The following is a 13,936-nucleotide window of genomic DNA, read 5'->3' as shown; positions in this document are numbered from 1 at the left end:
TTGTCGTCATTCCGGGGCGCGACGAAGTCGCGAACCCGGAATCCATCGATCAGGATGACGTGCGGCGAAATGGATTCCGGGTTCGATGCTGCGCATCGCCCCGGAATGACTGTTCCCTACGACATGAACCGCATCAGCTTCTCCAGCCGCGCGATCTTGCCGCCGTAGGGCGGATAGAGATCGGCGAGGCGGTTGAACCTGGAGCGATAGAACACCGGCTTCAGCTTGCTGAACGTCCTGAAACCCCATTCGCCGTGATAGGCGCCGGTGCCGGAGGCGCCGACGCCGCCCATCGGCTGGTTGATTTGCGTGAAGTGAAACAGGCAGTCGTTGACGGTGACGCCGCCGGAGACGGTGCGCGCCAGCACCTCGTCGCGCGCGGCAGCGTCCTTGCCGAACCAGTACAGCGCCAGCGGCCGGTCGCGGGCGTTGACGAAAGCGATCGCCTCCACCGGCTCGCGAGTGCCGAGCACCGGCAGCACCGGGCCAAAGATCTCCTCCTGCATCGCCGCCATCGTTTCGGTCGCACCAGCGATCAGCGTCGGCGGGAATTTGCGATGCGCCTTCCAGTTCGGGTCATCGGGCTTTGCCGGTTGCAGGATTTTTGCGCCGTGCCGGGCTGCGTCCGCGACGAGGCCTTCGAGCCGGGTATAATGCCGGTCGGAGATGATCGAGGTGTAATCCTTGTTGGCGGGATCGGTGCCGAACATCCGCCGCATCTGCGCGCGGACCTTTTCGGCGAAGGCCTGTAACGAGCGCTCCGGCACCAGCACGTAGTCCGGCGCGATGCAGGTCTGCCCGGCATTGAGCAGCTTGCCATAGGCGATGCGCTCGGCCGCTTCGTCGAGATCGGCCGAGGCATCGATGATCGCGGGCGACTTGCCGCCGAGCTCGAGCGTGACAGGCGTCAGATTGCGTCCCGCGGCCTCGGCGACCAGCCGCCCGACGCGCGTCGAGCCGGTGAACACGAGATGATCGAACGGCAGGCTCGCAAAACCCTTGGCGACCTCGTCCTCGACGCCGGTGATCAGCACCTCCGTTGCATCGAATCGCTGCGCGACCGTCTCCTGGAGCAGTGCCGAAAAGTGCGGGACCAGCTCGCTCGGCTTGATGATGACGCGGTTGCCGGCGGCGATGGCGCCGATCGCAGGCGCGAGCGTGAGCTGGAGCGGGTAATTCCACGGCGCGATGATGCCGACGACGCCGAGCGGCTGCGGCATCAGGCGGTTGCGCGCAGGCAGGAATTGCAGCGCGGTGGCGACGCGCTGCGGCGTCATCCAGGCCTTGAGGTGCTTGGTGGCATGCCGGAGCTCGGAGAACAGCAGCATGGTCTCGGCGATGGTGGTCTCGACCGCGCAGCGGTGGCCGAAATCGACCGAGATCGCCTGCCGGAAGCGCTCTTCATTGTCGGCGACGACGCTGCGCAGCCGCGCCAGCCGGTCGAGCCGCTGGGCGAGGTCAGGCGCCGGCTCGTCCCGCGACCGTGCGCGCATGGCGTGGAAGGCCTCTTCGAGGGCCTGCAGCGGAGCGTTCGTCAGGGATTTGTCCACGGCGTTCCTCCCTCGAACCGGCGTTTCAGCCTGAATCTTGTTGCCGCAAGCTGGCCCTTTGTGGAACTTCTGGCAAGAGCGCGCGGAACGTAGCGGAAATCGGTCGATTCCCCTGTCATAAAGTCGAAAAAAACGTTCCCGCAGCCCTTTCCAAAGCCAGCCCGCCTTGATACATACGCCCCGCACCCGATGGGCTTTGCCCCGGGGTCGCCTTCCAAGGAAGCCTTTGGGACGGAAGAGCAAGCCACGCGAACAGCGCCGGCCTCAACCGACCGTCCCCGGGATTTTCACAAAGGCACGCAACAGTTTAACGCGGGGTGGAGCAGCCCGGTAGCTCGTCAGGCTCATAACCTGAAGGTCATAGGTTCAAATCCTATCCCCGCAACCACCGATGCTTGCGATAGCAAGCCATCCAAAGCCCCGGCCTCCGAGAGGAAGTCGGGGTTCTTCTTGCCTGCCGCAAATCGCAGGATCGCAGCCAGATCACCGCGCAGCACGATGGCGAGCTGTTCCGCGTGGGGCACGAGCGTCACCTGATCGACCAAGGTACGGAACACCTCCGCCGCCTCGGCTTTCTCCTCTTCGCTCTGCAGGCCTTCATAAAGCGCCGAGATGCGCTGCCGATAGATCTCCGCCATGTTCGGGTGCAAGAGCGGCGGAGGCTCTTCGGCGTTCGCGAGCAGATCGGTCAACTTCGCCTTGCGAGCTTCGAGTGCATCCATCTCAACCTTCATCGACGGTTGATACATGCCGTCTTTGATCGCGCTGATGATGCCTCGAATCTGCTTTTCCACTCTTCCCAGCTCACTCTGCCAAGCATCCTGATCCGTCCGACGCTCGATCCGCAGCCGGTTGACTTCACGGGTGAATTCCTCGCAGAACTCCTTGAATAACTCGGGCTCCATCAAGTGCGTCCGGAGACCGTTCAATATGGATGCCTCCAGCGCATCGCGCCGGATGTTCAGGCGATTATTGCACGTCCCCTTGTTGCGCGCCGTCGCGCAGCCGAGCAGGTCCTTCGAGATCATCGTGTACCCGCCGCCGCAACGACCACATTTCACTAGGCCGGCGAAGAGATACCTGGGCCGCCTACGGTCATTGAGCTTATTCTCGCCGGAGGCCGAGGGCTCGTAGGCGAGCGTCTGCTGACGCGCCTTCACAGCGGCCCAGCTATCCTGGTCGACGATGCGCAATTCGGGAACGTCCAGGGTCACCCAGTCCGATTCGGGATTGAGCCGAGAAACTCGTTTGCCAGTATCCGGGTCCTTCAGATAGCGAAGCCGGTTCCACACGAGGCGACCGACATAGAGTTCGTTGTTGAGGATGCCAACGCCGCGCTTTGGATTGCCGTGAATGGTCGATGGCCCCCATTCGGCACCTTGCGGTCCGGGCACACCCTCGCGGTTCAGTTCGAAGGCGATCGTGCGCGAGGATTTGCCGCAGAGATAATCTGCGAAGATGCGGCGGACGACATCCGCTTCGGCCTTGTTGATCGTGCGATCGCCGCGGATTAACTCACCATTGGCAGCGAACTGCTTGACGACGTCATAACCGAAGCACAGCCCCCCGGCAGACTTGCCGTCCTCGATGCGGCCGCGCAGGCCTCGCCGCGTTTTGTCCGCCAGGTCTTTCAGGAACAGGGCGTTCATCGTGCCCTTCAGCCCGACGTGGAGATGTGTGACGTCGCCCTCCGAGAGCGTGACGATCCGTACGCCGGCAAAGGCCATGCGCTTGAAGAGCCCTGCAATGTCCTCTTGATCGCGGCTGAGGCGGTCCATCGCCTCTGCAAGTACGATTGCGAACTTCCCCCGGGTCGCGTCGCTGATCAGTTCCTGGATGCCGGGGCGAAGCAGCGATGCACCAGAGATGGCCCGGTCCGTATAGCTGTCGACGACAGTCCAACCTTGTTTCTCGGCGTGGAGCCGGCAGAGCCGCAATTGATCCTCGATCGAAGCGTCGCGCTGGTTGTCTGATGAGTAACGGGCATAGAGCGCGACTTTCATTACGCCTCCTCATTCCGGGAGACGGTCCCGCTTCCGGTTGTCTTTTTCGGCTTGGATGAAGTCCCGCGCGGCCTGCCGAGCCAGCAGGCGCAGCAGATTGACGATGCGCGGATCGGGCTTCGATCCGACGGGCGCAGCCGAGGGGCCGGGCGCCGCATCGGCGACCACACGAAGCACTTCGGCTGTTGTCCCTCTCGGTCGCGCCACCGCGGTGTCCTTGTCGTTGCGCGGATCGCTCCGCGTCTTGACAAAGATGGCAAGTTGGGACTGCAACGCAAGAAAAAATAATATGTGATATCAATGTGTTGTGGCGTGTTGCGGCGCTGAATCGAGATCGGAAGCGTAGCGGATCGGGAGTTGACGAAGTCCAGCGCACGAAAAATATTTTCGTGATCAGCTCTGCGAGATGCAATCTTGTTGATCCCGACGTCGGACAACGCACCGCCCTTATATCACCGCTGCCGACGTCATACGGGACAATCGCAGTGTTGCGGCAAGTCCTGGATTCGGCTATATAACCAGATATATCATGGAGCCGGGCGGTGAGCAATAACGCGCAGAAACGGGCGATCGAAAATTACCGATCTCGGCTGACTAAGCGGGGCATCGTGCGGTTTGAGCTCCAAGCCCTCGAGGCCGACCGCGACCTAATCAGAACGCTTGCACGTAAGTTGACCGAGGAGGGGCCAGAAGCCGGGCATCTCCGACGCACTCTGCAACAGGCCGTTTCTGGCGAGCCATCGAAGCCTGGTGGCATCCTCACCGCGTTACGTCGCTCGCCGCTCGTCGGCGCCGATCTCGACGTAACTCGTCCACGTGAAGAAGGGCGCAAGGTCGATCTGTGACGCGCTATCTTCTCGACACCAAAATCATCAGCAATGTCGTCAAGCCGCAGCCGTCGGAAGCCCTCCTGGCTTGGATGGCGGCCCAGCGCGACGACCATTTGTTCATCACCTCGCTGACCCTCGCCGAAATCCGTCGCGGCATCCTGGAGAAGCCGAACGGCAAGAGACGAGCAGCGCTCGACGCCTGGTTCTCAGGTCCAGAGGGGCCTCAAGCTTTGTTCGCGGGCCGCATCCTGCCGTTCGACGAGAAAGCGGGCCTCATCTGGGCGGGGTTGATGGCGGAAGGCAGCGCCGCCGGCCGACCACGCAGTCGGCTAGATATGGTCATCGCCGCCGTCGCCGGCGCAAACGAGTGTGTCGTGGTAACGGACAACGAGAAAGATTTTGCTGGAATCCGGGTCATTAATCCGATCCGCGGATCGATGTAATGCGGCCACAAACTGAATAGCATATGCGAGGGGCAAGATGGCCGAACCCTATCGAGTAGAGAGGCGCCACTTGAAATCGTGCCGCGGGATGCACAATCGTCACTGTCGGATCCGCTAGTTGCAATCCGACGTAATCCGTAGCCCCGCTTCTCGTCCTCGAACCGGAACACCGGACGTCGGCGCAATGTGTTAGCTCTCGCGAGGCCGAGCCCCAAATCCAGCCCTCTCGCGGCGCTGGATCAGAACAGGATCAGCCGACAGATTCGCATTTGGAGCAGCGCCACATCGGGACTCCCTTACCATCACGACTTGTGGACAAGGTCATCGGCTTCTTGCAACGAGGGCAGACGGGAATGGCACTGGAACGCGGCATTTGGGGTCGGGGACGAAGGAGCCGTGCAGAGACAAAGTGAGAGGGTCCGCCGGATGCGGCGAAATCAAGTGAACCAGGCAGGCTCGAAACTGACCCCGCCGTGGCGAGCTGTTCGGCTTGTTCGACAAGTTCGTTCCTGGTCTGTTGATCGCGTATCCGGAGAAAAGCGCGGATCAACCTAAGTCACTGCAGATCGCTTCGCGCTGAAGGCGCGTTGTCATTCATTTTCCGGCTCCCTGCCCCCTTCTGTAGGCGATCCAAGTGGCGAGTGCAACGAGATTCCGCGTCGCGCATGGGTTGCAATATAAATCTGGCGTTTACGTGGACGATCGAAGAGTGGCATCGAGTATGATGCCGGCAATTCGGGCGATCGCCCGTGAATCGAGGTAGGTTCCTATGGCGCGGCTCGACCTCAACTATGTCTGGAAGCAGAAGCCGATTCCTGTTGTGCTGCGCCGAACTGGGCGTGGCGAACGGCTTCGGGCGCGGTTGCCATTTGCTGCCGACAACAGGCAATGGCTACAGAACGGGCGACGAACGCCGCCTGAGTGGATCGGCGGGACAGAGGCCTATTGGGAGCTGCCGAAATCCTGGTTCAACGACTTCGTCGATCGGGCACTGCAGCGCTACGGCAAAGTCTATATCATCCAGCCTTACCGCGAACAGGAGATCTGCGCGCGGGCGTGCCAGGAAGCACACGGGCACGAATGCCAGTGCTCCTGTATGGGCGCCAATCATGGCATCGGCAACGACGGCAGCTGGTTCGAGGTCTCCGACACCTTCTCGATGCGCTGGGGCGGGCGCGAGCTCGCATGTCGTCTGCTGACGGCCCGATAAGGAAGAACGCCCGATTAGACGCTGACGTCATCGGGCAGCGGAGCACCTAAAGACACTCGCTCGATGGACGCCCAGCGCCTTCGACAAGACTGCGCACCATCAAGGGTAATTCCCGGACTGAGCGCGGCACACCACCCACCCTGATCGGCGCGTCGCTTTCGGGCCTGCCAGCGCAAAGTCATCCACATCGACATGGACGCCTTCTACGTGCTCTGTCGAGCAACGGGATATTCCGGACCTGCGCGGAAAACCGGTCGCAATAGGCGGTTCGGCCGAACTCGGCGTCATAGCCGCTGCGAGCTATGAAGCCGGTAAGTTCGAGGTACTATCTGCTATGTCTTCGGTTACAGCGCGGCGGCGGCTAAACTGCCGAAGGCGTCCCACAGCCGCCATCTCCGCCGATAACTTTGAGTTTTCTTGGGGATTGAGTTTACCTGCTGCGCGCAAGTCGGAGCTTTTGGTTCATAGTCCCTCCTCTCTGGAACCGGAGCACGTTGCATGACCCAGCTAACTATTGTCATCACTAACTGTAACAGCGTGGATCGTGCCGAAATCAACGTGCTGAAAGGTACGCTCAACATCAAATACGGGCCAAACGGCCTTGGCAAAAGTACCTTGGCAAAGGCCGTTGTCAGCCAAATTCGCGGAGATGGTACGCTCGGTGACCTCATGCCCTTCAAAAGCCGAGGCAAGGCGGATGCACCGCCGCCGTCTGTGCAGGGTATTGACGGTCTAGCTTCCGCCCTTGTCTTCGATGAGGATTACGTCCAGCAGTTCGTTTTCCAGAAAGACGAAGTCCTTAAGAACAGCTTCGACATCTTCATCAAAACGCCCGACTATGTCGCTGCGATGGACGCCATCGACGTTCTGCTGGCTGGCGTGAAGCAGACGCTCACCAACAATACAGAAATCGAGCAGGCCACTTCCGATTTCAAGGAATTGCGGGATGCGTTCGGCAAATCGAAGCCCGGCAACATTCCGAAGAACAGCAAGATTCATAAAGCTTTCGGTACCGGTAATAAGACCGAAAATATTCCTGAGGCACTGAAGCCCTTCGAGACTTTTATCAAAAGCCAGGAGCCGTCCAAGTGGATCAGCTGGCAGATCAAAGGCAACGAGTATCTAAAGCTGGGCGACAATTGTCCCTATTGCGCCACCCCGCTTGTTGGTGAGGGGCAGAAAGACGCAGCCCTCGCAGTCGAGAAGGAATTCGACGCCACGGCGGTCGGCCACCTCAATGCGCTCAAGGCGGTCATCGAAAGGCTCGGCAAATATTTCAGCGAGAAGTGCTGCGAAAATCTGCAGAAGGTAACGAAAACCAAGATTGACCTGACCGCCGCCGAGGTAAGTTTCCTTACGAGCCTCAAGGCTGAGATCGACGGCATGATCACCCAGCTGGAAGGTCTCCGGGCCATCTCCTTTTTCTCTCTGCGAGACGTGGACCAAATCCGTGAGAAGATCACCCCGCTGAAGATCGACCTAGCGCTCATGGACAAGCTCGATTCCCCAGGGACCCGGAGCATCACAGATCCTGTCAATGCGCAGCTTGAAGACCTGCTTACGAAGGTTGGCGACCTGACCGGAAAGGTCAACAAGCACAAGGCGAAGATCAAGAAGGCGATAGAGGCCAACCAAGTCAGCATCAACACGTTCCTGAAGTCCGCCGGGTACAAATACGTCGTTGAGATCGTTCCGGAGGAACAATCCTACAAAATGAAGCTGGTGCACCAGGATCTAGCCGGTCATCTGGAAGCTGCGTCCAAGCATCTGAGCTACGGCGAAAAGAACGCCTTCGCCCTGGTTCTTTTCATGCACCAAGTGCTGAGCGAAAGTCCGGATTTGGTGGTACTGGACGACCCCATTTCGTCGTTCGACAAGAGCAAGAAGTTCGCCATCCTGCACGAGCTGTTCCAGGGCAAGGCTAGCCTGAGAGGGCGGACCACGCTTTTGCTGACCCACGACATCGAGCCTGCCATCGATGTTATCAAAAGTACCAAGGAGGTGTTTCAGGGGGCAAAACCATCGGCATCTTTTCTTTCTTCGCGCGGCGGCATTGTGAAAGAAGTGCCGATCGCAAGGGAAGACATCCAGACCTTTGCCAGGGTCTGCAGGGCTAACATCGCCACGCTGCAGGACCCGATCCTGCAGGCCATTTATCTCCGGCGCGATTATGAACTGCGTGATGAAGTCGGCGTGGAGTACAATCTGTTGGCAAGCCTATTCAAAGGCCGCGTCGTTCCCACGCTGCAGACGGCAACTGAAAACCGGAACATGACCCCGGAAGAGAAACAGGCAGCGGAGGAAAGTATCCGAAAAGAGCACCTAGCAGGGTTCAACTATGATGCGCTGGTCGCCGAGGTGAACGACGTGAACGCCATCCGCGCCAAATTCGCGGCCACGGATGTCGGCTACGAGAAAATCCAGCTGTTCCGGATTTTCAACATCGAACACGACGATGATGTGATCCGGAAATTTATCAACGAGTCGTACCACATCGAGAATGAGTACGTGATGCAGCTCAATCCGCATAAGTTCGAGAGCATCCCCGAGTATGTCATTGATGAATGCGTTCGCATGCTGCCACCTATCCAATAGACCTTGTGGAGTTGACCGGTGCTAGCAATTCATTGACATCAACCTCGATAAGCTCATTGCTGATCGCGAGAAGTAGGGCATCCTGTTTCCAGGGCAAGAGCTTCTTGACCATTCCAAGACGTCATCAATCGGCTCCCACCCATTTCTTCCTCCTGATTGACGACGCTGCGCTTCCGTAGATTTCCACGGATATCCTGACCATGTCCAAACATTCCAATATCATGGGTATTGATTGGAACGTAAGCTTCCGAGTATGCAACTGGGGATAACTGAGTGGTGGCATATCGATTCGTCCATGCTGCGGATGTCCACCTAGACTCGCCGCTGCGCTCGCTCGCGCTCCGCGACGGGAGGTTGGCGGATGTGATCGGTAATGCCACGCGGGGAGCCTTCGTGCGGATTATCGATCTGTGTCTTGAAGAACAGGTCGATGCTCTGCTGATCGCCGGCGATCTCTATGATGGCGAGCAGACTTCGATGAAGACGGCGCGATTCCTCGCCGAGCAGTTTCGGCGCCTGGACGCGGTGGGTATCAAGGTATTCATCGTCCGCGGCAATCACGACGCCATCTCGAAAATCACGAAGGAATTGGTGCTGCCCGATTCGGTGAAGGTGTTCACGGGACGCGCTGAGGCCGTGGAGATCAATCGCGCGCCCGGCTGCACCCCGATCGTGATCCATGGGTTGAGCTTCGCCCAGCCGCATGCACCCGAGAGCCTGCTTGGCAGGTACAAGCCGGCTATCGAGGGGGCGGTGAACATCGGCGTGTTGCACACCAGCCTCGGGGGTGCGCTAGGCCACGACCTCTATTCTCCCTGCACCATTGCTGATCTGACCGCCACGGGCTTTCGCTATTGGGCGCTCGGCCATGTACACAAGCGTTCGGTCATCGAAGGGGCGTGCGCCATCGTGATGCCGGGCATGCCGCAGGGCCGGGACATCAGCGAGGCTGGCCCGAAATCCGTGACGCTTGTGATCATCGAGGACGATCGTTCGATTCACATCGAAGAGCGCACCACCAGCATCGCGCAGTTCGAGCGCGTTCTGGTGGATGCGAACCGAATAGAACTGGCGCGAACTAGTGTCTGCCATATCGCGTGCCTTGGGAAGGAAGCGCAGCGAGGTTAGTTCAGATCATCTCGTCGCGCGCATTAGGATAGAGGGAGTAACTCCGTTGGCTTGGCGGATTCGCCGGGACACGGATCTGCTGAAGGCGGAGGCGGACGACAGGGCCTCGGTCATCGGGACCTGCTGGGTTGAGAAGCTGGAGATCCTCTGCCGTCCGACCGAGCGGCAGGAGGAGCCATCCGAGGATCCGCTCTTCGAGCTCCACCGCGTGATCGAGGAGGACATACTCGCCTCCGACGCCTTTCAGAACGAACTCGTCGACATGGCTGAGGAGATAAGAGCGCAGCTCCCCCCGGAAATCCGCGACACCTTCGGGGTTGACGAGGTGTCGTTTCGGGAGGCGCTCAGGCGCATGGCGCGTGACGGAGCGGAAAGCGTGATGGCGCGCCTTCAGCCTGCCGGACAGGGCGGCTAAGACATGCGCCTGCGCAGCCTCGACCTTACCCGGTACGGGAAATTCACCGACCACAGTATCGATTTCGGCGAGCGGCCCACCGATCAGCCGGACCTGCATGTCATCTACGGACCGAACGAGGCTGGCAAATCGACCGCCTTTACCGCGTTTCTCGACTTGCTGTTCGGAATTGCGACGCAGAGTCCGTTCGATTTTCTCCATCCCTATTCCACCATGCGGATTGGCGGAACACTGGAATTCGGTGCCGAAAAGCGGGACTTCGCGCGCATCAAACGTCCGCACAACAGCCTGCTTGACGCCGATGATCGCCCTATCCCGGAAAGCGCAATTCGCGGCGAACTCAGCGGCATCGACCGTGACGCCTATCGCACCATGTTCTCGCTTGACGACGAGACGCTCGAGAAGGGTGGCGAAAGCATTCTAGCAAGTAAGGGCGATCTCGGACAATTGCTGTTTTCTGCGAGCGCAGGTCTTTCTCATCTCAGCCAAAGGCTCATCGATCTCAGGAGCGAGGCAGATGGCTTCTACAGATTGCGGGCACGCAGCGGCGCGCTCGTGGACCTCAAGACGCGGCTCGTGGAGCTGAAGGCAGAGCGGGAGAGATTCGACACTCTGGCCTCGGATCACGCGCGGCTCGTTGAAATTAGGGATCGGTCCAAGGCGCATTATGATGAGGCCGTCTCCGAACGCACCCGCACTCGTGGACGCATTGACGAGATCCAGCGCCATCTCGTCGCAATGCCACGGCTTGTGGCACTGCGCGGCATCCGCGAGCGCCTCGCTCCGCTTGCGGATGTACCCGAGGCCCCACCTGGCTGGACGAGTGAGGTGCCCGGGTTGCAGAGGGAGGAGATCGAGCTCGGCGTCCAGATGGACGCCATCAACGACGAAGTCGGCCGGCTTGCGGAAGAGATCGCGGCGATCGTGGTGAACGAGGCTGCCCTGCGGCTCGCCGAACGCATGGAACGGCTCGCGGAACTGCGAGCACGCCATGTGACTGCGGAGAAGGATGTTCCCGAGAGGCGGCTGCAACTCCGGGAGATCGACCGCGCCATTTCGGTGATCCTGCAACGGGTCGAGCGCGAAGGGGAGACGGAGCCCCGCCGCCTTGTGCTAACCGCAGCCACCGTCGGCCGACTGCGCGAGCTGATCGAAGCCCGCTCGGGCATCGACGCATCAATCCATAACGCCGCTGCGGAGCTCGCCGAGGCGCGCCGTTGCCTCGGCGAGATTGCGGAACGGGTGCCTGAGAGCGGTGGCGATGCGCATGCCACGCAAGAGCGAGACCGCGCGATGCCGCAGCTTGCGATCACCGTCGAGGCGTTGCGTTCGGCCGATCACGATGTGCGGCGCCGCTTGGCCGACCGAGCCCGTGCCGCCGCGTTGGAGGCGCTCGCCGATCGCCTCTCGACGCTGCGCCCCTGGCAAGGGACGGCAGATGATCTCGTCAGCATGCCTTGCCCCGGTCCTGACAAGGTGCAGCGCTGGAAAGCGGCTCGTGGCGACGCTGAGGCGGTGCTTGCTCGGCATCAGAGCGAGATTGAGCGGCTGACGACCCAGATTCGGCATATCGAGGCGGAACAGGTAGGTCTGGCCTCCGTAACCGGAGTCGTGACCGACCAGGAGGCCGCAGAGATTCGCACGCGGCGCGAGCAGGCCTGGGCCGTGCATCGGCACGCTCTCGACCTCAATCGGCCGTTGCCTTCGAAGCAGCGATGCGTCACGACGACATCATTAGCGCCGGCCGGTTCTCGCACATGTCCGAGCTGGCGAAGCTGCACCAGGGCGGGCAGGCGCTGGCTGTCACGCGGGCCGACCTTGAGCGCGCCGTCGAGCTGAAGGACGGTGCTGCCGCGGCGCTGGGACACCTCGACGTTGCAGTGGCGGAAGCGGTCCTCGCGATGACAACCTCCTTCGTTTCGGTGCCATCCTTGCCGGAGATTGAGGATTGGCTCGCCCGTCGTGAAAGAGCGCTCGAAGCGCGGGAAGCTGTCCGAACTGCCGCGCGGGATCTGCGCGCAGCACAATCGGATGCTGGCGCCGCAACGGAGCGGTTGCGCGCTGCGCTCGCTCGGACCGGCCGGTTGCAGGAGGCCGATGCGGATTTCGACGCGCTGCTCGCCAATGCTGAGGCGGCGCTCGACCGTGAAGCCGAGCTGCGCCGCCTACGCGCCGAGTTGGACGAGCGCCAGCGTAACGTCGCCTTACGCGAGCGTGCGGCCGAGCTGGCTCAAGCCGAGGACCGGACCTGGGCCAAGGCATGGTCCGCGACCTGCCGTACCTGCTGGCTCGGCGAGGCGCCCGAGGTGCCAGCCATCGGCGTGGTCCGCGAGGTTCTTGTCGCGCTAGCTGATCTCGCGCCGGGACTTGAAAAGCGGGCAGGCCTGGTCGATCGCATTGAGAAAATGGAGAAGGATCAGGCAGCGTTTCGCGACGAGGTGATATCTTTGGCGGACGTGTTGGGCGTCCCGACTAGTCCGGCACCTGCCCTCGAACTGGCGCAGCGCATCGGCGAGGAGGTCCGAGAGGCAAATGCCCAGAGTGATCGCCGGAAGAGGGCTATTGATCGGTTGGAGGAGGCGAAAGCACGGCAGCGCTCTCTCATCGAAAGATTAACGATCCACAAGGAGCATAAGCATCGAATGATCGCCTTCTTCGGCGTCACCTCGCTGGCGGCGGTGGCGGATAAGCTGTCCGACGTCACGCGGCGCGCCGAGCTCTGCGGGCAGGCCGAAGATGCACAGCGCGACATCCTCGAGGCGGTACGAACGCCCGATCTCGTCGGCGCCGAGGCCGCACTCGATGCGGCGGATCGGTCGGCGCTGGAGGCGGAGTTGATCGAGCTAAAGGCGCGCCTCGAAGACCAGGACACGCGCTGCCACGAGCTTTTCGCGGCATGGTCGGCGGCGAAAGACGGGGTCGAGGCAATCGGCGGTGATGCCACGGTCGCTGCCATTGAAGAGCGCCGCCGCACGACGCTGCTAGAGATTGAGGACGGCGCGACGCGCTATCTCCAGCTCCGCGCTGGCATCGCGGCGATGGAGCAGGCGCTCGCCGCTTATCGTGAGCGCCATCGCAGCTCTATGATGATGCGCGCTTCGGCGGCGTTCCGCACCATTAGCCGCGGCGCTTATACGGGGCTTGCTGCGCAGCCCGGCAAAGACGGGGAGTCGCTCATCGCACTTTCCGCTGCGGGTGGCTCTAAAGCGGCAGACGAACTCTCGAAGGGCACGCGCTTTCAGCTTTACCTCGCGCTTCGGGTTGCCGGATATGACGAGTTCACGCGTGCCCGCAGCGCTGTGCCGTTCGTCGCCGACGACATCATGGAGACGTTCGACGATTTTCGCGCCGAGGAAGCCTTCCGCCTGTTCGCCGAGATGGCGCAGGCCGGACAGGTCATCTACCTCACCCATCATCAGCATCTGTGCGAGATCGCCCGACGGGTGTGTCCGACCGCGCGCTTGCATCGCTTGGACGTGGCGACATGTCAACATGAGTTCGCCTGAGCGTTGCTGGCGCTGACGTAGCTGAAGGGTCACAGTAACCTCGCCATATTTTGTATCGTTCCAGAAATGGGAGCGAATGAAGCAAAGGTAGCTCGGGTGACCTCCTATGTAGAGCATCGATCAATGGGTGGTTGCGAGACCTTAGAGTTCGAGCCCTGCAAGGGTTGCTTTGCCGGGGGATACTTACTCTATGGACGAAAAGCAGATCTCTCGAAGTTGCCACTTTCGAAAGATCCGCCTTCTCGTGCGATGCCAG

Annotated in this window: 9 protein-coding genes, 1 tRNA gene and 3 pseudogenes; 10 read left to right on the top strand and 3 right to left on the bottom strand. The window is 60.9% G+C overall.

The window, feature by feature from the left end:
- Nucleotides 1–116: 116 nt before the first annotated feature.
- On the bottom strand, nt 117–1,493 hold the full coding sequence (locus ABIG06_RS08545) for a coniferyl aldehyde dehydrogenase (RefSeq protein ID WP_370140806.1): 1,377 nt from the start codon (nt 1,491–1,493) through the stop codon (nt 117–119).
- A 368-nt stretch (nt 1,494–1,861) separates the two neighbouring features.
- On the opposite strand from ABIG06_RS08545, the gene ABIG06_RS08540 reads away from it, so the two are divergent.
- Both ABIG06_RS08540 and ABIG06_RS08535 read left to right on the top strand, forming a co-directional pair.
- Nucleotides 1,862–1,938 (top strand) — tRNA-Met (locus ABIG06_RS08540).
- Between the two features lie 127 nt (nt 1,939–2,065).
- Nucleotides 2,066–2,443 (top strand): hypothetical protein, encoded by a 378-nt coding sequence (locus tag ABIG06_RS08535; protein WP_424578252.1) that lies wholly within the window; start codon nt 2,066–2,068, stop codon nt 2,441–2,443.
- Between the two features lie 33 nt (nt 2,444–2,476).
- Here ABIG06_RS08535 and ABIG06_RS08530 read toward each other — a convergent pair.
- Both ABIG06_RS08530 and ABIG06_RS08525 read right to left on the bottom strand, forming a co-directional pair.
- Nucleotides 2,477–3,553, bottom strand: a pseudogene (locus ABIG06_RS08530) (recombinase family protein); the annotation flags it as partial.
- Nucleotides 3,554–3,562: 9 nt separating this feature from the next.
- Complete coding sequence (locus ABIG06_RS08525; RefSeq protein WP_424578251.1) at nt 3,563–3,721, bottom strand: hypothetical protein; 159 nt, start codon at nt 3,719–3,721, stop codon at nt 3,563–3,565.
- Between the two features lie 374 nt (nt 3,722–4,095).
- Between ABIG06_RS08525 and ABIG06_RS08520 the strand changes: the two genes are divergently transcribed.
- The 8 genes and pseudogenes from ABIG06_RS08520 (at nt 4,096) to ABIG06_RS08485 (ending at nt 13,680) form a co-directional block, all read left to right on the top strand.
- Entirely contained in the window at nt 4,096–4,398 is a 303-nt protein-coding gene (locus ABIG06_RS08520) for a hypothetical protein (protein WP_424578250.1), read from the top strand.
- On the top strand, nt 4,395–4,826 hold the full coding sequence (locus ABIG06_RS08515) for a PIN domain-containing protein (RefSeq protein ID WP_424578249.1): 432 nt from the start codon (nt 4,395–4,397) through the stop codon (nt 4,824–4,826). The genes ABIG06_RS08520 and ABIG06_RS08515 overlap by 4 nt, the downstream gene beginning before the upstream one ends.
- Nucleotides 4,827–5,595: 769 nt before the next feature.
- The gene (locus ABIG06_RS08510; protein ID WP_424578248.1) at nt 5,596–6,036 is read left to right on the top strand and encodes a hypothetical protein; all 441 of its coding nucleotides are present in this window, start codon (nt 5,596–5,598) and stop codon (nt 6,034–6,036) included.
- Nucleotides 6,037–6,228: 192 nt separating this feature from the next.
- Nucleotides 6,229–6,397, top strand: a pseudogene (locus tag ABIG06_RS08505) (DNA polymerase IV); the annotation flags it as partial.
- 137 nt (nt 6,398–6,534) lie between these two features.
- Complete coding sequence (locus ABIG06_RS08500) at nt 6,535–8,631, top strand: AAA family ATPase (RefSeq protein ID WP_424578247.1); 2,097 nt, start codon at nt 6,535–6,537, stop codon at nt 8,629–8,631.
- 276 nt (nt 8,632–8,907) lie between these two features.
- Nucleotides 8,908–10,174 (top strand): annotated as a pseudogene (locus ABIG06_RS08495) (metallophosphoesterase family protein).
- Between the two features lie 3 nt (nt 10,175–10,177).
- Entirely contained in the window at nt 10,178–12,013 is a 1,836-nt protein-coding gene (locus ABIG06_RS08490; RefSeq protein WP_424578246.1) for an AAA family ATPase, read from the top strand.
- Nucleotides 11,932–13,680, top strand: coding sequence for a hypothetical protein (locus ABIG06_RS08485; protein ID WP_424578245.1), 1,749 nt, complete (start codon nt 11,932–11,934; stop codon nt 13,678–13,680). Before ABIG06_RS08490 ends, ABIG06_RS08485 begins: the two co-directional genes overlap by 82 nt.
- Nucleotides 13,681–13,936 lie beyond the last annotated feature (256 nt).

Origin of the sequence: Bradyrhizobium sp. USDA 326 (assembly GCF_049739485.1) — a bacterium.
Classification (GTDB): domain Bacteria; phylum Pseudomonadota; class Alphaproteobacteria; order Rhizobiales; family Xanthobacteraceae; genus Bradyrhizobium.
Note: the sequence above shows the minus strand (reverse complement) of the source record. Positions and strands in the feature narration are given on the sequence as shown.

Bases quoted from the DNA above. Each gene is read 5' to 3' on its own strand.
- ABIG06_RS08500 (WP_424578247.1), top strand. From the start codon at position 6,535: ATGACCCAGCTAACTATTGTCATCACTAACTGTAACAGCGTGGATCGT.
- ABIG06_RS08545 (WP_370140806.1), bottom strand. From the start codon at position 1,493: ATGCGCGCACGGTCGCGGGACGAGCCGGCGCCTGACCTCGCCCAGCGG.
- ABIG06_RS08485 (WP_424578245.1), top strand. From the start codon at position 11,932: ATGTCCGAGCTGGCGAAGCTGCACCAGGGCGGGCAGGCGCTGGCTGTC.
- ABIG06_RS08510 (WP_424578248.1), top strand. From the start codon at position 5,596: ATGGCGCGGCTCGACCTCAACTATGTCTGGAAGCAGAAGCCGATTCCT.
- ABIG06_RS08490 (WP_424578246.1), top strand. From the start codon at position 10,178: ATGCGCCTGCGCAGCCTCGACCTTACCCGGTACGGGAAATTCACCGAC.